The sequence below is a fragment of the Pseudovibrio japonicus genome, from assembly GCF_014651595.1.
Classification (GTDB): Bacteria; Pseudomonadota; Alphaproteobacteria; order Rhizobiales; family Stappiaceae; genus Pseudovibrio; species Pseudovibrio japonicus.
In genome coordinates this window covers 16,736-33,898 of the sequence record NZ_BMXE01000004.1, presented here as the reverse complement: position 1 = coordinate 33,898, position 17,163 = coordinate 16,736, and the positions used below count along the sequence as shown (strand labels likewise).

Below are 17,163 nucleotides of genomic sequence, written 5' to 3'. Positions count from 1 at the left end.
AAAGCCATTGTCATGACCCGACATAACCGGAAGGCCTCATATGACAAGTATCACTAATTATTCACCCACCCTTGCAGAAGAGGGGTTAGTAGGCGCCCAAGCCAAACAACTTATTGAAACATGGAGAGAAAACGACTTTCGACTTAATGAGAATTTTCTGGATTTGATGCCGTACCTCAATCAGTTTGCCAATCCATTGGATAATGGCGGATTAGCTGACATCCTGCTGGTGGGTGATAAGACCTACCTTGCCGGCGTCTACGGCCAAGCCTGGGCCAGAGACACCCCTTCAAACAGGGCGAGAGTGGATCCAGACCTCTTGAAGACTGTTTCGACAGACTATCAGATATCCGCCCAGAGCCTGTCTCCGAGGCTGGATCTTCTCTACACGCCAATTGCGCTTCCTCACGGTGGTTATGAGGATGTTCATTATTTTCGATTGATCTTGCCGTTCCTCTTAAGACGTGGAAATATCACGCTCTTTTCGTATGCAAGCTCAGTTCTTCAATAACAAGCCGAGCTAAATCGGCAACCTCTTCACCAGTGATCGCAACAAATCCAAGATCACCTGGAACCTCTGTCGGCTCCCTCTCCCATTTGAGCGCCCTCTGGTAGGCACGCGTCCAGCCGTATTGCAAGGGGCCGACTTTCATATGTCTGGCTGTAAGAAAAGCATAAACATACCCCACTCCCCACATCTGAACTGACAGCAGGATCGCTAGCTTCACCATAGCTCTGGCGATCTTCAGATTACGGTGATCCTGATGTACCCATAGTTCGCCAATGTAAGAGGTCTCGAACAAGGGTTCTCTTGCATATGCAGGGATCGCTTCAGCCAGTTGCGCAGCACCACTCTGGCTTGTATAGATGCGTGCAAAGTAGTTTTTCAGGAACTCCCCAAGGCACTGCCCGCCAAGGTTGTCTTTTCGTGCGGCAATGCTTGCAATGCATTCCCCTTCCGCACTACTTAGTGAAATCCCAAAAAATGTTGCTGGCGTAAGAGAGTTCAGGGTAAGACTCATGTTTTCACCCAACTTTAACTTGCAGCTTTTATCGATCACAACTGAAAACTCTTTGTGTGACGAATAATAGTTCAAATAAAATTTATTATCCTTTAGTTCAGTAGTTAATAGTGAAATTGCTTCACTAGTTTCTATAGGATTCTGATACATCATTACTACCATTCCAATACTCTTTTACCCCTCTGCCGGTAGGCTAGACCTGAGCTGAAGTCGGGCAGACGAGACCCAAACCCGTTTAAAAAAACAGGTTGGCCGTCGCCCGTGCAACAAGTCTGCCGTATAGGCCGAGCCATCGCTTTGCCGGGGGCGCCAGTTCAAATCCAACTGGCCACCGGGGTACTTTTTCGGCTGGATAGCCGGAGGTACGGGCACACCCCTCTCGACGAGACCCGTCAGCGCTACACCTCATTCCCATCCATCGCGCTGTGTTCTTGATGCAGGCCGGACCGGTCGCCGCTTGAGCCTGCTCCTTACTGATAATTTCAAAATTGGAATAAAGTCAAGCCAAAATCAAAAAAGTTGGAATTTAGACAAAATAATATTTGACAAAAGGCAAATTACCGATTTACCGTACAGCCAGAACGGGAGATCAAGATGGTTGCAAACGGCGCAGTTGTTCAGGAAGGCCTTAGCGATTTGGAGCGATCCAAGATCAAGATGCTGTTGGTTTTGCAGAATAATTCGCACAAGCTTTCCGCCGTTATGCGCAAGGAGCTGTTTCGATTGATAGGCAGCAAGCGCAAGGTAGAAACAGCAGCCATCAGGTCAAATCAGGAAGCTTGCCAGACAGCGTATAAGCTGGTGGTTCAGTATCGCGAGGAGTTGGAGCATGTCAGAGCTGTAAAGCGCACATTCGAGCAGTTCAGCAGAACTGCAGCGCAATCAGACACGTGTCGGGTTTCAGACCGAACACCTAAATGTTTATCCTATTATTTGCTTGATGGGCCAGCATCAGATCAAGGTCTGACGTTGAACCCGTAAGCCTGGAATTTCACTCAAAAGTTTGAATTTGCAGCCACCATGAGGAGCCCTCCCACTCCTCAGGGAACCGGAGAGCTATGCCCCTCCTCCACACTCTCCGGTTCCCCTCCCCTTTGGCTGACAACGAAAGGGTAATTTGATGCGCATTCTTAGTGCAAAAATCGTGAACTACATGGGCGTCAAGGTGTTTGACGCTGAGTTTGATCAAGACACGAACGTTGTTGAGATCACCGGGAAGAACGGTCAGGGGAAGACCGGCTCACTGGATGGGATCTGGGCTGCCATCGCTGGCAAAGGCGTCATTGCTGAAAATCCAATTCGGGAAGGTGAGGAAAGCGCGCTGCTGGAAGTCAATTTCGGCCACGTTATTGCGACCCGCAAATTCAAACGCAAAGAGGGCAAGGAATATACCACCACCCTTACACTCACAACGCCCGAAGGTGCACGCTTCCCCAAACCCCAGGAGATGCTCAACGAGTTCTTCAACACCATCGCGTTGGACCCAATCGAGTTCCTGCGCATGGATACCAAGCAACAAACGCTGGTGTTTCGCTCGCTGATCTCTGACTTTGACTTTGATGACAATGATGAACAGATCAAGACGTCCGCAGAGCAGCGCACAAACGTCAACCGTGATGTGAAGTCCCTGCAGGCCCGTGTGGATGCGTTCCAGCTGCCCACCCAACTCCCCGAAAATGCGATCGATGAAAGCGAGCTGATCGAGCAGCTGGCAAGTGCACAGGAAAAAAACCAGGAGCGCCGGGACGAACTCTCACGGCGGGAGGCCTCAGAGGACCAAATTAAAAAGCTTCGAGACACAGCCGCTGCTCAGACCGATGAGAGTGAAAACGCGGTCGCGCATGCAGTTGAGGCTGGGAAGCAATTAATCGCGGAAGCAAAAGCCCAGGCGGATAAGCTGCGATCAGAGGCAGAACTGCGTGCGAGCGAACTTGCCGTGGATGCAACGCTGAACCAGCAGTCAGCAGATGAAATTCAAGCAGACCTTGAAGCACTGGCGCCTGTACCTGACCTGATTAATCCTGCTGAAATCCAAGAGCAAATCGAAGCTGCAAAAGCGTCCAACGCGTTGTTTGAACGCAAGGAGGAATACCATGCTCTGAAAGACAAACTGCGGCTCAAGAAGCAGGATGCGCAAGGGTTAGACCATACTATCAGTGAGCTTCGCAAGAAGGCTCAGGTTGCCGTTACATCGGCGCAGCTGCCAGTCCCCGGTATCGGGTTTGATGAAGCCGGCCTCACCTTCAAAGGCCTTCCCTTGTCACAAGCAAGCAAGGCGGAACAAATCCGGGTGTGCTGCGCAATTGTCGCCGCACTTAATCCTGAGCTGCGTATCTGCCGGATCTCGGATGGATCGCTACTGGATCAGGAGAGCTTCGAGCTACTGGAAGGCTTTGCCAAGAAATACGACATGCAGGTGTTTATCGAGACAGTGGAATCCTCTCGTCAGGGTGCCATCGTGATCGAAGCCGGTGAAATCGTAGAACAGAACTGAGGCTTCACCTATGGCACGCATCCTAATCGCACCAACAACAAACAAATCGGTCAAAGACAAGCTCTCCAAGCTTCTTCGAGCCGAAAACCACGTGGTCTTCGACAGCAATGCGAACGCTCCGGAAGAGAGCCATGTAGACCCGACGTTTTCTAATTGGACCCCAAAAGAAGCCGTGAGCTCGTTGCTTGGAGATACCGCCGAAAAGTGCGCCTACGCCGATTTGGAACGCGACATGCGCTTAGCTGATGCGTGCCTCCTTTTCTTCCCTGCAAGCCAGGACGCCGCGATCATGGCCGGTTGGTTTGCAGCACACCAAAAAGACGTTGTCGGGGTGGTTTCCGGCAACGGCAAACTTCCCACTCTGGCTTTCATGACAACGCACCTTTGTCTGGACGTTGATGATGTCGCGGAAGCCTTTTCTGACCGCTGAAGACGGTCACAACTCCAAGAGGACAACATGAGCAACTTTAAATTCGAACTAGAAGAAAAAGTACAGATCAAAGCTAGTGGTGAATCCGGCAAAATCATTGGTCGCGCTGAACACTCCAATGCCATCAACAACTACCGAGTTCACTACAAAGCAGCTGACGGTCGTGCCGTCGATGCCTGGTGGGATGAGTGCGATCTGGAGGTTGATCCCGGTTTTTAAGAAATCGGGCACTGAGCCCCTTCCTTTTCACTCAACGGCGTAGCCAAGAGCTACGCCCCTCTCCCAGCCCTCTCGGAGTTCCAAATGCTCGACCTAAAAGTTGGCGATCCTGTCCCTCTTGGCATCCATTTCGGTCTCGACGAAGACATTTACCATGCTGACCCTGACGCCCTTGGCTCATCACCAATCAAAGCAATTCACGTCAATGCGGCTGACTACCAATTCGACAGGCTTAATGGTCAGAAGCACTCTAAAGCGCTGGATCTTGGCTCTGCCTTGCATGCCCGCATTCTGGAAGGCGTTGAGATCTTAAACGCCAAGTTTGCGCCTGATTTTGATCCTTCGCAGCACCCCGATGCTTTAAATACCAATGCAGAACTGATCGCCCACCTGGAAGAACATGACCAGAAAGGCATGAAGAGCAAAAAGAAAGCGGATCTCATCAAATGGGTACTTGAAGTTGATCCCTCTGCAAAGGTTCTGGAAGTCCTCAAGGATACATACTTGGAGGAACACGCCGGAAAAACCTTTATCCCGGTGGCGGGCTGGGAACTCGTCGAAACCGCCGCCCAGATGTTGCAGCGTGACCATGATCTGGGACCCGTGATGGAAGACGGGACTTTCATCAAAGGCGCACCAGAAGTCTCGTTCTTCTACATGGACGGCGATACCAAGCGCAAATTCCGCGTTGACCGGCTTTTACGACACGCCTTGGTCGATCTGAAGTCCTTCTCCCCCAAGTCCACCGGAAACATGCAGCGTCTGGTCCGTGCTGCCATTCGCAGCAATAATTATGAGATCCAGTCCGCAGACTATCTGCGTTCGTTCGGGTTCATCAAAGAGCTGTTTCGCAGTGGTGACATAGAGGTATTTGGTGATCCTCCTTATGAAACGTTCCTCGATGAGGTCTTCGCCTCTGATGAAGACCCCAGCTGGATCTGGGTCTTTGTGAAAACTAAAAGCTGTCCGCAGCCTCTTACCGTCAACTGGAACGGCCCAGATCGCATTGCAGACCACAAGCGGATGGCCAAAGAAGCGCTCGATGACTACCGGTTCTTTGTCGGAGAATACGGCAAAGACAACCTCTGGCACCCACAGAATCCCGCCATGGATCTTGACGATGAGACCTATCGTGGAGATGCCTCATGAGCAACGAACTTCAGATTATGGAGACAGGTAGCGCATCCTCCTTGCAGGGCGATTTTCTGGCACCATCCAACATTCTAAGCCCGGAGCGGTTCGAGCTCACCGATAGGTATGCAGTCGCTATTTCACGCGCCTCTCTCCTTCCCGAGCACCTGCGCGGCAAAAATCCGGAAGAAGCATACTCAAACTGTTTCTTGGTGGTCAATCAAGCCCTTAACTGGGGCATTGATCCCCTCGCAGTCGCTCAAGCTACAGCCGTTGTGCACGGTAAGCTTTGCTATGAAGGCAAGCTGGTTCAGGCCGTCCTGAATATGAACGGGGTCCGCCTTCACACCCGTTACACGGGTGTGCGCGGTACAGACGACTATACAATCTTTCTCTCTGATCAGCCATTCAATGAGGATGGCAGCTCTCAAGGGCGTGTGATGGAAGGCTCAGTCAAAGACTGGGCGACTTACGGTAGTTCGAAGGGGGCGAACGCCAACCTGATGAATGCCGCCTGGAAGAACGACCCCCACTCCATGTTGCATTACCGTGGCCATCGGCAATGGACACGCCTGCATGAACCAGGCCTCATTATGGGGGTCTATACACCTGATGAAATGGCTCTGGAAAATGATGCCCATCGGGCACGCCGAGCAAAAGACATTACAAAATCTCCAGACCAAAGCCCCTTCCTCTCTCCTGAGGAAAAGCAATCCGGAAACCAAAATTCCTCTAACCAAGCCCCTGCACAGGCGCGGTCCGGATCTGCTCTCCAGGAGGGCGGCACGTCGGAGGGTGACGCAAAAGGCCCGAAAGCGTCATCCTCCGGCACTTCCCTTTCCATCTCTCGTGGCACGTTTGAACTTTATGCTCAGAACCTGTCAAAGCTGCGCAGTGAAGACACGCTGGAAAAGGGTGACAAGAAGTTCTCCAGCGAGATAAAGGCAACACCCAACGACCGCGATGTGGCGCTCTTTAAGGCCATCTTCCAGGCCAACCATAATCGCATCAAAGGCAGCATCAGCCCCGACGATTGTAAGGCTCATGTTGCTGAGTGCATCGAGGAGGCCTGTCGCTAATGCTCTTGTTCCTCGACCTTGTGACAAGCGGTCTGCTCAGAGACGAATTGCCTCTTGGCCATTCCTCTCAACCATGGGCAATCAAGATTGCTGCAGAACTGGCAGACGCGGAAGGTAACCGCGTCACCGCCATCGACGTGCTGATCAAGGCCGAGCGCCGCCCCATCAAACCTCAGGCAAAGGAGCTACACGGCATTGAAGAGCGTCGCTGTGAGCAGCTGGGAGTACGGCAAAACCCCGTACTGGCGTTGCTCTCAGACATGGCTGGTAAGGCCTTGCGCGTGGTGACTTACGGCGACTTCGACCGGCGCATTATCACCTCGCAGCTCACCAGTCTGGAAGAGCAGACACGGGCAAAAAAAGGGGCATTCGTCGGTAGGTGGGAACGCCCCGGACTTGAGTTCCTGAACATTCAGGATCCGGTTTGCACCCGTGAATGCGGGCTGCTCCGCAATCCGGAAGACTCTGAGGACGACCAGTTGCGCTGGCCGAGCATGAACGAGGCCTGCAAGCAGCTGCTGGCGGAGCCTATCGAGATTGACAAGGCCGATGCCTGGTCAGGCTTGGGCGCTACCAAAGCCCTCTTCTTCGAGCTCCTGAACCGCGGTCATTTTGAAAACGCAGCCTATTGAAACCAAAGGATTTGTTATGACGAAACCAAAGAAGAAACAGCCGCACCCAGTTGATGTTCATATCGGCAAGGGCATCTGTACCCGCCGCATGCTTCTGGGTATCTCGCAGGAGAAGCTTGGTGCGACAGTCGGCGTCACGTTCCAGCAGATTCAGAAGTACGAGAAAGGCGAAAACCGCGTTGGCTCCAGTCGTCTTGCCGAGATTGCGAACACGCTCAAATGCTCCCCAGGTCTCTTCTTTGAAGGTGCTCCCGGCCTCAAGAACATAAAACAAACAGACGACATAGAAGGTCTCTCTCTTCTGGCAATCCCCGGTGCGGTGGACCTGCTGAAGGCCTTTGAGGGCTGCTCTCGAAACGGTCAGCAATCGCTCATCAACATCGCTCAGCAAGTGGCGGCATAGGTGCACCATGGATACCCAAGCCCACGTTGAACGCGCCAAGATCCTCAAAGAGGACCTGAAAACGTTTCTGGAACAGCGCAACCGTTTCAACCCGCACACAGCAACTGTGACCGTCACAGCTCTGGCTAGTCCGCTGCGTGAGGAATTGGCCGCAACCCCTTCTGTTGAAAAGAAAAAGATACTCGGTGTCATCTCCGATCTGGTCTGTTCTGAGAACAAGGTCGTCATGTTCCCCGTCACCGGACACATCACGTAACCGGCAAGTCTTTTACCTCCAACTCGCGTCACACCAAGGAAGAGAACGATGGATTATCAAAGCGAAGATCTTTCAATCATTACCACTCCCAGCGGTCAGTATGCAGTAGAGCGCATCGTAAAGGGCTCTCTGGAAAAAACGATCGACTGGACCAACGACCTTAGCGAGGCAAGTGTCTGGCCGTCGCAGTACATCACCGCGCTTACCGCAGACTGGGACCTTGAGTTTGCAATCCTGCCGGCACGAGAAGAGCGCACTGTTGCACTTGATACATCGCGCATGGTCCATCCCTCGTTGCCCAGAGGTGGCCGTATTCCGGCTGCGGCCCCATCCCTTGTAGGCGAGTCCTCAACTGGGTTTCTGATCAGCAATCCAGAACGTCTGGCTCAAAACACGCGGGGCAGCGCCACGCCGAGCCCCAGCAACCTCACAGATGATCTCGCACGGGCCATTGAAGACGATCTTCTCGAACCATTCTCCCGAAACCAGTCCCCTACTGAGAGAGGTTAGGGCGTACGCGCCCTTCCCACCCCTTTACCTGCCATCACCAGACGGAGACGAGCAACCATGAGTGAACAGTCGTTGATCAAAAATTCTAAGGGCGAGTACGCCGTCTTGGCGGATCAGGCTTGGGTTCCGGGTAAGAAGATTGAATGGACCACTGACATTCATCGGGCCACTGTTCTTGCCACCTACTACATGAACAGAATTGCAACGTCTTCCGCTGAAGAAACCTTCGTTTTGCCTGCCAAATGCGAGCGCAAGGTAACTCTTCTCGGAGAGTTCCAAACGCAGCCGCTGGCGTACTCCCCACCTGAAGACCCTGCACCGTTAAACGCCGATACACTCAAACATTTTGAAGAATGGGCACGCTCCGAGCGGGGACAAAGAACGCTTCTCGACGTCATCATGAGCGCCCTCAATTTCCCATGCTCTCCCTAAAATCATGCGCCACATTTTTAAAGCTAATTCTTGACCGGGACATTTGACATGAACGCGATTACTGCAAGCAAAGACTTTGAAAAATCAGCTCGCCCCCTTGGCCTGACAAAACGCGAGCTGGAGTGCATTGAACATCTTCTGGATGGTAGGACCGTCTCGCAAATGGCTGGTGATTTAGGCCTCTCTCAGCACACGGCCTACGAGCATATCAGTAAGGCCAAGGCAAAGACCGGCGACACTACCATTTATCACCTCTGTGCTCGCGTCGCTGCTCACAACGAGCGACAGAAGGTGGCTGAGTATCTTGATGCAGCTTCAGAAGCCACACGCGAAGCCTACAGAAGCAGTAATGAAGCCCCGGAAGAAAGCGCCTACCTCAGGCTTTGTGCTGTACTGGATAGCCTCTCCAGAAGCGTGAAAAGTGGTCTTTCAGCTGACAGTTTCTTCAATCCGATTGCCTCCCTCGTCCTCATCGACAAGCACATGCCATGTGAAAACCAGGCAAAAGAACGCGCTGCGTTGGGAGAGCTGCGCAATGGCGACCGTCCTGTGGGAGAAGCGTGATGGCTTTCAACTCACCAATAGAGTGGTGCGATCATACCTTCAATCCATGGATTGGTTGCACGAAAATCAGTCCTGCATGTGATCATTGCTATGCAGAGGCCTATGACAAGCGATTTGGCGGGAGTCGATGGGGTCCAAAGGCAGCACGCATACGCACGAGTGCGGATAACTGGAAGAAGCCGCTAAGCTGGAACAGGAAGGCCGAGAAGGAAGGCGTTCGTTATCGGGTGTTTTGTGCCTCTCTTGCTGATGTCTTCGACAATCACAACAGCATTGAGCAAGGCTGGCGAGATGACTTGTGGGAGTTGATTGACGCAACGCCGAACCTTGATTGGTTGCTTCTGACTAAGCGGCCTCAGAACATCAGGGGAATGGTGCCTTGGGAATGGTTCTTTCCAACGAACGTATGGATTGGCACCACTGTTGAAGATCAGAAAACAGCTGATCAACGCATCAAATATCTTACCCAGATCCCGCAGGCCGTGCGCTTCATTTCTTCTGAGCCACTGCTTGGTCCAGTAGACCTTAGCAATGTGGAGTGGTTTGACGGGCTTCGCTTCAATGCTCTGGAAGGCCAACTGCACGACAAAAAGGGCTTTGTGTTCAAATTGAACTGGGTAATCGCAGGTGGTGAGAGCGGTCCTAACTCCCGTGCGTCCTTCCCTGACTGGTTTACCTCCCTACGCGACCAATGCGCATTTGCAAGCGTCCCCTTCTTCTTCAAGCAATGGGGGGACTGGGTTCCAGGTGAGTTCACTGATCGCGGCGGGTGGGCAATGAACCGTGTCGGAAAACGCAAAGCATCCCCGCTTCTTGATGGCGCGTTGCATCAGGCTTTCCCGACTGTTGCAACCCAATGGGAGGCCGGATCATGAGCAAAACCACCCGGCAAATCCAAGCGCTCAATCTTCCTGACGTGGCTGCCGGTTACCCAGGCGCCCTGCCCGAGTTCACCATCGTTGATCCCACAAGCTTGTTTGTGGACGAGGAGTACCAGCGCAATCTTTCCAGAAGCTCGGTGCGCTTGATCCGCAAGATCGTCAAGCAGTGGAACTGGAATTCCTTCAAACCTCCCATTGCTGTGCAAGTGGATGGACAGCTGCATCTTCTTGATGGACAGCACACCGCAATAGCGGCTGCCACACACCCGGAGATTACCGAGGTTCCGGTGATGGTGGTCCCTGCCGAGACCACAGCGGAAAGAGCAAGTGCCTTCGTCCGCCACAATCAGAACCGGCTTAACGTGACGTCCATGCAGCTCTTTTACTCGCAGCTTGCCGCTGGTGAAAACGATGCAACAAGCGTCCATATGGCCATGGAGAGAGCGGGCGTTACCCTCCTCAAATCACAGCCACCCAAGGGCATGTACAAGGCGGGCGACACTCTTGCTGCAACCACTCTTTTGAAGGTGGTCAGGCGCAGGTACGTCATTGGACTGCGCCGAATCCTTGTCATCTGCAAGAAAGCAGGTCTCAAGCCCATCTCAGCTGACGCCATCAAGGCGGTCGAAATGCTTCTGTTCAGTGAAGATTACGCCGGACAGATCGATGAAGAGCGGCTGGTCCTGACCATCATGAAAGAGGGCGAAAGTGCAAATGGCGAAGTTGCAGCCCTCAAGGCCGCACACAGCATGCTGACCTGGCGGGCCATGGCCGCGATCTGGTTCAAGAAAACAAGGAAGAAGCGCAAATGAATGACAGTGACCTAATCAATCACTTGCGCGACCAGAACGAAGTCCTGCAAGCCAGAATAGAAGAGCTTGAAGAGGCTCTGGTAGGCACCTTCCTGCTTCCGGTGGAATGGTGCCTTACCAAACACGAAGAGCGCCTCATGGCCCTTTTGATCAACCGCGAATCCATTACCAAAATTGGCGCAATGGCAGTGCTTTACGATGACTTGGGCAAGGATCGCCCGGAAGAGAAAATCATAGACGTTCTGGTCTGCAAGATTCGCGCAAAGCTCAAGCCCTTTGACATCACCATCAAGACCCATTGGGGCTTGGGCTTCTACATCGAAAAAGAAAAACGCCTTGTACTGAAGCAGCAGCTTGAGGGAGGGAACGATGAAACCTGACGTCACGGTTTTCACTGATGCCTCATTAAGCCACCATAACAAGTCTTGCGGCTATGGCTTCTGGGCAAAGGGCGATGGCAGGCCCGCTGTACACGGCGGAGGTCCCTTTCAAGCCTTTCACGGCTGCATTGAAGTCAATGAACTCAAGGCACTGGCAAATGCCATGAGCGCTTTGAGTGCGGACCAGTACTTTAGTGCATCAGATAAAGTCATTTTGCTCCAATCAGACAGTGTGCCTGCACTGGCTTGTCTGTTGCAGTTTGATAGCTCTATCCAGATCAACTCGCACAAAGCAAGCGCTGAGATCAAACCGCAGCGCAAGCCTATGAAAAAGATCCATCGGCGCATATCCGCTCTCATCGTTGAAACCGCAGCACAGCACAATCTTGAACTCACTCTTCGCCATGTACGTGGTCACCAGAAAGGCGATGGGCGCAACTACGTCAATCGCCTGTGTGACAAGCTTGCAAAGGCAGGCCGGAAGCAATTCGAGTTAGACCGCGAAGCTCGAAAGTTGGAGGGGCAGTCGTTCTCATGACCTTCCACCAAACCGATTACTCCGCATGCATGGAAGCACCACGCAAGGACAAGAAGTACCTGAAGTGGCTCCATGAGCTTCCTTGCGTTGTCACAGGCCGTGAAGGTGAAGGCGTTCAGGCCGCTCACCTAAGATCCGGCAACCTTGATTACGGCAAGCCTCAAAGCGGAGGCCAGCAAAAGCCGGACGATTACTGGTGCCTTCCTCTCTGGCACGAGGAGCATAGCAAGCAGCACGACATGAACGAAGACGCCTACTGGGAGTCGCAAGGGATCGACCCGCACGCGCTCTGCTGTGCCCTGCGCATGGTCCACCCCAACACAGACAGAGCCCGCGTGGTCATCAGACGCGCAAGAGAAGGGAGACGGAAGTGACTGAATTTGACAAGCTTTTTACTGAGGAAGAGGTTCTGCGCGAAGACCATGAGCAGATGGAGCAGGAGCGCGCTGAGAAAGCCGCTGAAGCTGAAGAGCTCCTTCCCGGCATGGTTTGCTACATCCCAGACGGGACGCAGGGTGAGTACCTTGGAAAGGTGCCTGCAGGTCATTTGGTGAGGCTGGAATTTGAGACTTGGGATGAATTTGCCGATCCCACATCAAGTTTCGGGAAACTGGAAATCGTTCCACATGTGATGTCCACGAAGCCGAAGATCTACCGAGCCGACGAGTTTATGGAGCTTGATGATGCTATCGCAGCCAAGCGCAACGAGCTGGAAGAGCTCGAAGAGAAGCTCTATGAGGCGAAACTTGCGCAACAGAAAACTCTTCAAGAACTGGAGAAGGTGAACGGGCTAGAGACGCTTTCCGCCTTCGTCAACGGCGACTTTCATTACATGGTTCTTGATGGCTATTTGCCTAGCCTGGTTGATCTCAGCAGCAAAGAGTTAAAGTGTTCTGACGGCATTTGGCGCATGATAGCTTTGATGGCGGAGCGCCATAAAAGAGAGAACTTCCACGAACGCAAAGTCTCGTTCCAAGTGATGCAGTATTCCGATGGAAGTGGCGGACCCGGAACACCTTGCCATTTCTACCGCACAAAGGAAGAGGCAGAGGTCAAGCTACAGAAGCTATGGTCCAGGTACCTAAACGACGAACTGAATAGTCTGAGAGACCATAAGAAGTGCAACTCCCACACGATACTGCGCGCTATCGAAGCAGGTTTGAAGGTGCCCTCTGATCTTGTCGAGGCAGCTTGTGAGGGCGTGGAACGTGAGGCTGCCCTCTGCGAAAGCAATTTCAATCGTAGCAAGAAAGAGTACGCAAAGGCCTGTGAAGCATTAAAGCGTAACAAGGAGATCATTCGGGGGGGCTCAGCATGAGACATTCTGAACAAGATCTCCAAGCCCTCTGGGAAGCCGCCTGCACAGCAGATAGCGCGCTGCGAAACTTCATGAACGAGCACGGCATTGACGATTCCAAAATCAGTTTGCCTGTGGGCGTACCGTTGCGGACCGAGATCACCAACGGCAATCGCGAATTGCATGATCGTTTCAGTGCGCTTCAGTGTGCTGCGGGCGCAGCAAACCGCCGTTACTCATTCGCAAAGTCTGAGAACAACAAGCAGGTGAAGGCTGCAGAGCGCAAGGCAGCTGAGGCAAACCGCAAAGCTCCAAAGGAGGACAGCTGATGGCTGCATTTGCTGCAGGTCTTGTTGGCGTCTCCGCCGTTGCTGGAGCCGTTTTTCTGATCATTCGAGGTTACGAGGAAGGTTGGGGCTGTGTGCTCATTGTCGCAGCCATGAGCCTTTTCGTGATTGAAGAACTTGGGGGCGCGGGCTGATGGCTACCAAACCTATCCTTTTCTCCGGCCCTATGGTTCGTGCCATTTTGGAAGGGCGCAAAACACAAACACGGAGAATTATTAAAGGCATCGAAAACGACAATACATTACAGATCAAGAAACCAACAAAAACAAAAATGGGCGTGATCACCCATGTTATTGACGCCCCAAAACATGGACTGCTTCAGCATGCAATAGGCGACCTTTTATGGGTACGTGAAACATGGGCCCAGATTGAAGAAGTTGAATGTGGTTGTTCTGAGATATGCGGATGCCCGCAAGTTGGTGAAGTTCGGTATCGCGCAACTGTTGGTGATGACGAGCGTCGCTGGAGACCCTCAATATTCATGCCACGCCAGCATTCTCGCATCACTCTGGAGGTTACTGGGGTGCGGGTGGAGCTACTTCAAAAAATTTCAGCTGCAGATGCTGTTTCTGAAGGTATGCAGCTAAAACGCTGGATCACCGGCATCTACCCAGAACACGATATCGGCGTTGAACGCGAGAACGAAATTCTCCGAGATAAATTTCGAAGTCTCTGGAACAGCCTCAACGAAAAACGTGGCTATGGCTGGGATGCAAACCCATGGGTGAGCGTCACAGAGTTCAAGGTACACAAGAGCAACGTCGATGACTTTGTGAAGGAGGCCGGTTGATGCCCTACACCCATGCTGATTGGGAAGTTGCAAAGGCGACAATCGCCAATATTGAAGAAGAACGCAAAGCCCTCCTCGCCCCGACACAGGCCCGTTACGAAGCTGCTTTGGACAAGCTCTCAGATATTGAGGATGACCTGTCCGGATTAGACGGGGTATGCGAAGGATGCGACACCCCCATTTTCGAAGGCGACCCGCATTACATCTCCGCAGATAGCGTCATGACTTGTCGCGCCTGTGCGCCAATGCTGAGCGATATCGTAGAGGAATACCGCACCTATCAGAAAGACCCTGAATCCCACTTTGAAGACCTGGGCTTCAACGGCCCTGAGGAGCTTATCGAGGAAGCTGAGAAGCTGGAGCTTGATCTGTCACGGAATGGGGACCGTAAGGTGCTCAACGTAAGCTGTGAGGATCATCATGAGAGACATTAATGAACTCCTTGACCGTCTTCGGAAAGTCCGCGGCATAGGCTCGATACCAGACTATCGCGTTACCGTGTCCGACCTCAGAGCATTGCTTGCTCATATCGATGCTCAGGAAGAACTCATCAAAACGCTTCAGGGTGACATGGCACTCACCCCGGCAATGTTCTTGCCAAAAGTGAGCGTCGAGTTCGAATACTGGAGCGGGCATGACATTCAGCCGGTTGATTATGAAGAAGCCACAGCAAAGGTCTTCTACTCAGAACAGGCGGCGACAGAACTGCAACGCCGGATCAACGTGTTCCCTCTCCTTCTGGAGGCACTAGAGAACCTTGAAAACGACGACCGGAAGCGAATGCCTCCCGGCTCATGGCAAATGGTTCAAAAAGCCATCGAGTTAGCTGGCGGTGCCGCTAAGCCGGCCTCAACAGCAACGGGGGTGGCGTGATGGCTCGCGAAATTATCCGTGTATGTGGGGCTATACCAGTCAACGACCAGTACTGGTCGGAAGCCGCTTCAGTTGGTTATGACGGTGTAACGAAGATCAATCCTTCGTTTGATCAAGACTCCGGCGTTGTTTGGTTCGAAGTGTACAAAGGTGACCAACTTTGGAAACGCCTCAACGCACGTTTCATGGAAGTGGTCGAGTACAAGCTTGAGGAGGTCGGGAACGATGCTCAAGCTAACCCCTGAAGCCGAGGCCCGCGCTGCACAGTTCAAGATCTGGCACGAAGAGCAAATGGCTCGCTTTGCCAATCTGAACAACTCTGATCTGGCAGCAAGCACGCGTCTTTATATGGCGAACATGGACCCAATCAGGTTTGCCCCAGGTGCGCCCGTTTACGAGGCCACCATGTGGCACGTGATCATTCCAGAGCTGCTGCGGCGTTTGGAAGAGAAAGGGGGTGAGTGATGCCAATGCTCACGGAACACACAAAGATTTGGATCCGCAGAGACCGGTCGTGGACGGAACGGCTTTTCTCTTGGCCTTGGAAGCCATGGCAGAAAACCAAGTTGGTCGAACTGGGCGCAACAATGATCATGCCGCAACTGCCGGATCTGAGCCCTTTAATATCTCAGGATCTGAGAGTTCCAGTATCCCAAGTGTACCGCGTGAAAACACACGGATCTCAAGAGGGAGAACAGTAGATGGCCTTTAAGTCGTTCTTTCGCTTGTCGCTGATCATCGCAACGCCCTTCCTGTTGCTGCACGCATACTTTCAAGCACTCTTCATGGGTCTGAAAAAAGCCTTAATGGACGCTGCGTTGGAGTTCAACTGGGAGCTGGACGCCATCAAGAAAGTTTGGCGCGATCCTTCCGCTTATATGCCGGATCAAGATGGAGGGCCTGATGGAGAATAACGGTCAACTCATTGAACCGGGGAAGATCATAGCATTCTCCAGAGGTGCATACAGTGGCTACGATTTCATTGGCATCGTGGTAACGCTGCAAAAGCTGAACCTCACCGAACTTTCCGAGCAATACAAATCAGAATTCGAACCCGATGAATACTACGACGAGCCGCAGCCTGAAAGGTTCCCCACCTGGCTCATAAACAAGGGCATGGCCGCGCCTCTGGAATGGCAAAAGATCCATTGCGGGGAGTATGGCGAATTTGGTTTGACGCTCGAATGAGAACGCGCTGCATCGTCCCCCACTGCAACAGAACTGAGCGCACTCCCCTGCCCCTTAAGCAACCAGAGTGGATCTGCCCCAAGCACTACAAGCTCGTTGACAGAGACCTGAAAACCCTCCGCCAACGAGCCTCCAGAAACAAGCGCTGGAAACTCGTCGTCCTTTGTTGGGAGCGGATGAAACGCCAAGCGATAGAGAGAGGAATGGGAATATGAGTGAAGGTTTGAATACGCTGACACAGCGGTCCGCAGACAATCGCGTCCCCGCAGACAGCGATATCACGGAAGCTCTGGCAACCATTACTGAACAGATCGAGATGGCACACGCATTAGACGACCATGAACACAAAGGTGAACTTCGGAAAGTTGAAGTCGTTATGCGCCGACTTAGTCGTGAGGCTGGCTACATACTGCCTGATCAGCAAGCCTGAGAACTCCCCAAGGAATACAAGCCGCAAAGGCAAAGCATTATCACTGTGCAAGCCCCAGGGCACCACCCTCTGCCTGACTAAGTGAGGGACACAAACTTGGAGGCGACGATGTAACAGCAAGGGCAAAGCCACAGCCGGAATCTTGTGGCCGCCCCACCAAGCGCACAGCTGGTGCGTTTCGTTGGGTGAATTCGTCAAGACGATTAGCAATTCAATTGAAAGGAACAGAGATGACCGGAGAAGAAAGCATCGTTGTTCGAGTACGAGCAGCAAAAGGCGGCTTTATTGCAACGGTCGGCAATGAGGCAACCAGCCATATGGGCATCGTCGGAGACGAGCTCGTTGCAGTAAACAGAGACACACTGCAGCAAACGCTTGAGAAGGAAGTGCGTGTTCGTCTTGCCGACATCCTTAATCGCTTGTCTCCAATATCCCAGTCGTCAGAGTAGGTGAGC

General features: G+C 52.7%; 31 protein-coding genes. 30 read left to right on the top strand and 1 reads right to left on the bottom strand.

From position 1 onward, the window contains the following. Positions 1–40: 40 nt before the first annotated feature. The gene (locus IE076_RS11690) at positions 41–511 is read left to right on the top strand and encodes a hypothetical protein (RefSeq protein WP_189436987.1); all 471 of its coding nucleotides are present in this window, start codon (positions 41–43) and stop codon (positions 509–511) included. Here IE076_RS11690 and IE076_RS11685 read toward each other — a convergent pair. Further along, positions 474–1,184 (bottom strand): hypothetical protein, encoded by a 711-nt coding sequence (locus tag IE076_RS11685; protein ID WP_189436986.1) that lies wholly within the window; start codon positions 1,182–1,184, stop codon positions 474–476. The two genes, IE076_RS11690 and IE076_RS11685, sit on opposite strands and share 38 nt — an antisense overlap. 432 nt (positions 1,185–1,616) lie before the next feature. Here IE076_RS11685 and IE076_RS11680 point away from each other — a divergent pair, with 432 nt between their 5' ends. The 29 genes from IE076_RS11680 to IE076_RS11540 all read left to right on the top strand — a co-directional run bounded on the left by IE076_RS11680 (position 1,617) and on the right by IE076_RS11540 (position 17,157). Further along, positions 1,617–2,003, top strand: coding sequence for a hypothetical protein (locus IE076_RS11680; RefSeq protein WP_189436985.1), 387 nt, complete (start codon positions 1,617–1,619; stop codon positions 2,001–2,003). 139 nt (positions 2,004–2,142) lie between these two features. Then, on the top strand, positions 2,143–3,516 hold the full coding sequence (locus IE076_RS11675) for a hypothetical protein (protein ID WP_189436984.1): 1,374 nt from the start codon (positions 2,143–2,145) through the stop codon (positions 3,514–3,516). Between the two features lie 10 nt (positions 3,517–3,526). Next, positions 3,527–3,946 (top strand): hypothetical protein, encoded by a 420-nt coding sequence (locus tag IE076_RS11670; protein ID WP_189436983.1) that lies wholly within the window; start codon positions 3,527–3,529, stop codon positions 3,944–3,946. Between the two features lie 27 nt (positions 3,947–3,973). After that, positions 3,974–4,165 (top strand): hypothetical protein, encoded by a 192-nt coding sequence (locus IE076_RS11665; RefSeq protein WP_189436982.1) that lies wholly within the window; start codon positions 3,974–3,976, stop codon positions 4,163–4,165. A gap of 84 nt (positions 4,166–4,249) precedes the next feature. Beyond that, complete coding sequence (locus IE076_RS11660; RefSeq protein WP_189436981.1) at positions 4,250–5,314, top strand: hypothetical protein; 1,065 nt, start codon at positions 4,250–4,252, stop codon at positions 5,312–5,314. Further along, positions 5,311–6,375 carry a hypothetical protein gene (locus tag IE076_RS11655; RefSeq protein ID WP_189436980.1) on the top strand — a complete coding sequence of 355 codons (1,065 nt, stop codon included), beginning with the start codon at positions 5,311–5,313 and terminating at the stop codon, positions 6,373–6,375. The genes IE076_RS11660 and IE076_RS11655 overlap by 4 nt, the downstream gene beginning before the upstream one ends. Then, positions 6,375–7,007, top strand: coding sequence for a 3'-5' exonuclease family protein (locus tag IE076_RS11650; protein WP_189436979.1), 633 nt, complete (start codon positions 6,375–6,377; stop codon positions 7,005–7,007). Before IE076_RS11655 ends, IE076_RS11650 begins: the two co-directional genes overlap by 1 nt. Before the next feature lie 16 nt (positions 7,008–7,023). After that, positions 7,024–7,410 carry a helix-turn-helix domain-containing protein gene (locus IE076_RS11645; RefSeq protein ID WP_189436978.1) on the top strand — a complete coding sequence of 129 codons (387 nt, stop codon included), beginning with the start codon at positions 7,024–7,026 and terminating at the stop codon, positions 7,408–7,410. A 7-nt stretch (positions 7,411–7,417) separates the two neighbouring features. Beyond that, positions 7,418–7,666, top strand: a complete 249-nt coding sequence (locus IE076_RS11640) for a hypothetical protein (RefSeq protein WP_189436977.1) — start codon at positions 7,418–7,420, stop codon at positions 7,664–7,666. A gap of 48 nt (positions 7,667–7,714) precedes the next feature. Next, positions 7,715–8,176 (top strand): hypothetical protein, encoded by a 462-nt coding sequence (locus IE076_RS11635; RefSeq protein ID WP_189436976.1) that lies wholly within the window; start codon positions 7,715–7,717, stop codon positions 8,174–8,176. Between the two features lie 57 nt (positions 8,177–8,233). Further along, complete coding sequence (locus IE076_RS11630; RefSeq protein ID WP_189436975.1) at positions 8,234–8,608, top strand: hypothetical protein; 375 nt, start codon at positions 8,234–8,236, stop codon at positions 8,606–8,608. A 48-nt stretch (positions 8,609–8,656) separates the two neighbouring features. Continuing rightward, positions 8,657–9,172, top strand: coding sequence for a helix-turn-helix transcriptional regulator (locus IE076_RS11625; protein ID WP_189436974.1), 516 nt, complete (start codon positions 8,657–8,659; stop codon positions 9,170–9,172). Further along, positions 9,172–10,047: a phage Gp37/Gp68 family protein gene (locus tag IE076_RS11620; protein WP_189436973.1), complete on the top strand. Its 876-nt coding sequence runs from the start codon at positions 9,172–9,174 to the stop codon at positions 10,045–10,047. The genes IE076_RS11625 and IE076_RS11620 overlap by 1 nt, the downstream gene beginning before the upstream one ends. Then, positions 10,044–10,865, top strand: coding sequence for a DUF6551 family protein (locus tag IE076_RS11615; RefSeq protein ID WP_189436972.1), 822 nt, complete (start codon positions 10,044–10,046; stop codon positions 10,863–10,865). Before IE076_RS11620 ends, IE076_RS11615 begins: the two co-directional genes overlap by 4 nt. Beyond that, entirely contained in the window at positions 10,862–11,245 is a 384-nt protein-coding gene (locus tag IE076_RS11610) for a helix-turn-helix domain-containing protein (protein ID WP_189436971.1), read from the top strand. Before IE076_RS11615 ends, IE076_RS11610 begins: the two co-directional genes overlap by 4 nt. Continuing rightward, positions 11,235–11,783: an RNase H family protein gene (locus IE076_RS11605; RefSeq protein ID WP_189436970.1), complete on the top strand. Its 549-nt coding sequence runs from the start codon at positions 11,235–11,237 to the stop codon at positions 11,781–11,783. The genes IE076_RS11610 and IE076_RS11605 overlap by 11 nt, the downstream gene beginning before the upstream one ends. Then, complete coding sequence (locus tag IE076_RS11600; protein ID WP_189436969.1) at positions 11,780–12,157, top strand: DUF968 domain-containing protein; 378 nt, start codon at positions 11,780–11,782, stop codon at positions 12,155–12,157. Before IE076_RS11605 ends, IE076_RS11600 begins: the two co-directional genes overlap by 4 nt. Further along, the gene (locus tag IE076_RS11595; protein WP_189436968.1) at positions 12,154–13,101 is read left to right on the top strand and encodes a hypothetical protein; all 948 of its coding nucleotides are present in this window, start codon (positions 12,154–12,156) and stop codon (positions 13,099–13,101) included. The genes IE076_RS11600 and IE076_RS11595 overlap by 4 nt, the downstream gene beginning before the upstream one ends. Continuing rightward, positions 13,098–13,409 carry a hypothetical protein gene (locus IE076_RS11590; protein WP_189436967.1) on the top strand — a complete coding sequence of 104 codons (312 nt, stop codon included), beginning with the start codon at positions 13,098–13,100 and terminating at the stop codon, positions 13,407–13,409. The genes IE076_RS11595 and IE076_RS11590 overlap by 4 nt, the downstream gene beginning before the upstream one ends. Further along, complete coding sequence (locus IE076_RS11585; protein WP_189436966.1) at positions 13,409–13,561, top strand: hypothetical protein; 153 nt, start codon at positions 13,409–13,411, stop codon at positions 13,559–13,561. The genes IE076_RS11590 and IE076_RS11585 overlap by 1 nt, the downstream gene beginning before the upstream one ends. After that, positions 13,561–14,217, top strand: coding sequence for a hypothetical protein (locus tag IE076_RS11580; protein ID WP_189436965.1), 657 nt, complete (start codon positions 13,561–13,563; stop codon positions 14,215–14,217). The genes IE076_RS11585 and IE076_RS11580 overlap by 1 nt, the downstream gene beginning before the upstream one ends. Further along, positions 14,217–14,651: a hypothetical protein gene (locus IE076_RS11575; RefSeq protein WP_189436964.1), complete on the top strand. Its 435-nt coding sequence runs from the start codon at positions 14,217–14,219 to the stop codon at positions 14,649–14,651. Before IE076_RS11580 ends, IE076_RS11575 begins: the two co-directional genes overlap by 1 nt. Next, positions 14,638–15,090, top strand: a complete 453-nt coding sequence (locus tag IE076_RS11570) for a hypothetical protein (RefSeq protein WP_189436963.1) — start codon at positions 14,638–14,640, stop codon at positions 15,088–15,090. The genes IE076_RS11575 and IE076_RS11570 overlap by 14 nt, the downstream gene beginning before the upstream one ends. Further along, a complete protein-coding gene (locus tag IE076_RS11565; protein ID WP_189436962.1) occupies positions 15,090–15,335 on the top strand; it encodes a hypothetical protein in 246 nt (81 codons plus the stop codon). Before IE076_RS11570 ends, IE076_RS11565 begins: the two co-directional genes overlap by 1 nt. Beyond that, entirely contained in the window at positions 15,316–15,555 is a 240-nt protein-coding gene (locus IE076_RS11560) for a hypothetical protein (RefSeq protein WP_189436961.1), read from the top strand. The genes IE076_RS11565 and IE076_RS11560 overlap by 20 nt, the downstream gene beginning before the upstream one ends. A 236-nt stretch (positions 15,556–15,791) precedes the next feature. Beyond that, a complete protein-coding gene (locus tag IE076_RS11555; RefSeq protein WP_189436960.1) occupies positions 15,792–16,004 on the top strand; it encodes a hypothetical protein in 213 nt (70 codons plus the stop codon). Then, positions 15,994–16,278: a hypothetical protein gene (locus IE076_RS11550; protein WP_189436959.1), complete on the top strand. Its 285-nt coding sequence runs from the start codon at positions 15,994–15,996 to the stop codon at positions 16,276–16,278. Before IE076_RS11555 ends, IE076_RS11550 begins: the two co-directional genes overlap by 11 nt. Positions 16,279–16,489: 211 nt before the next feature. After that, a complete protein-coding gene (locus IE076_RS11545) occupies positions 16,490–16,708 on the top strand; it encodes a hypothetical protein (RefSeq protein ID WP_189436958.1) in 219 nt (72 codons plus the stop codon). Between the two features lie 230 nt (positions 16,709–16,938). After that, positions 16,939–17,157, top strand: coding sequence for a hypothetical protein (locus IE076_RS11540; protein ID WP_189436957.1), 219 nt, complete (start codon positions 16,939–16,941; stop codon positions 17,155–17,157). Positions 17,158–17,163 lie beyond the last annotated feature (6 nt).